Raw genomic sequence first — 592 nt, 5'->3', positions numbered from 1 at the left:
TCGTTTGCGACGTCGCTATGCACGTGTCTTAGGAGCTCACGCCGAAATCTGGCAGGCGGTGCCAACCGGGTGGTTACGGATGTTCGCTTGGCTCGATGTGTTCCCCATCGCCCATGTCGAACTCGACTTTGCTCTCTACCCCGAACATATCCCTGAAAACCGCTTTCATGGTGTCTTCCAGAACATCCCGCATGTCGTGATGCACGATGAAACTGTCATGCACCGGCAAGCACGCATAACCCATGCGAGCAAATCGCAGCATCACGGCTTCGGCCAGATCACTGTCCATGCGTTGTAGCCGCAACCCGGCACCGGTCCCGAAGTGGTCCGCGCATTCCGGGTAGCTTTCGACTATGAAACGCTTGAAGTCTTCCCAGTTTCGACCGGTAAGCGTTTCGTCATACTTCTTGATCTTGCTTATGCCCTCGACGCTATCAGCATTCAGCAGCGCATTGAATGTGGTCTTCACAAGTTTGCGCTCAGTGTCATTCCCCTTGTTCGTGACACAGCGTGCATAGGGTCAGGACCCATTGATATACTTGAAGCTGTCCGGCCTGCGTGATTCAAGCTCCCGAACTGACGGGGGTGGAGA

At 54.7% G+C, this 592-nt stretch carries 1 protein-coding gene; it reads right to left on the bottom strand.

Going from position 1 to position 592, the window contains the following annotated elements:
- Positions 1-73 precede the first annotated feature (73 nt).
- Positions 74-469, bottom strand: coding sequence for a hypothetical protein (locus tag GH815_RS18770; protein WP_153750241.1), 396 nt, complete (start codon positions 467-469; stop codon positions 74-76).
- Between the last annotated feature and the right edge of the window lie 123 nt (positions 470-592).

This window comes from Rhodovulum strictum, assembly GCF_009649175.1.
GTDB lineage: Bacteria > Pseudomonadota > Alphaproteobacteria > Rhodobacterales > Rhodobacteraceae > Rhodovulum > Rhodovulum strictum.
Note: the sequence above shows the minus strand (reverse complement) of the source record. Positions and strands in the feature narration are given on the sequence as shown.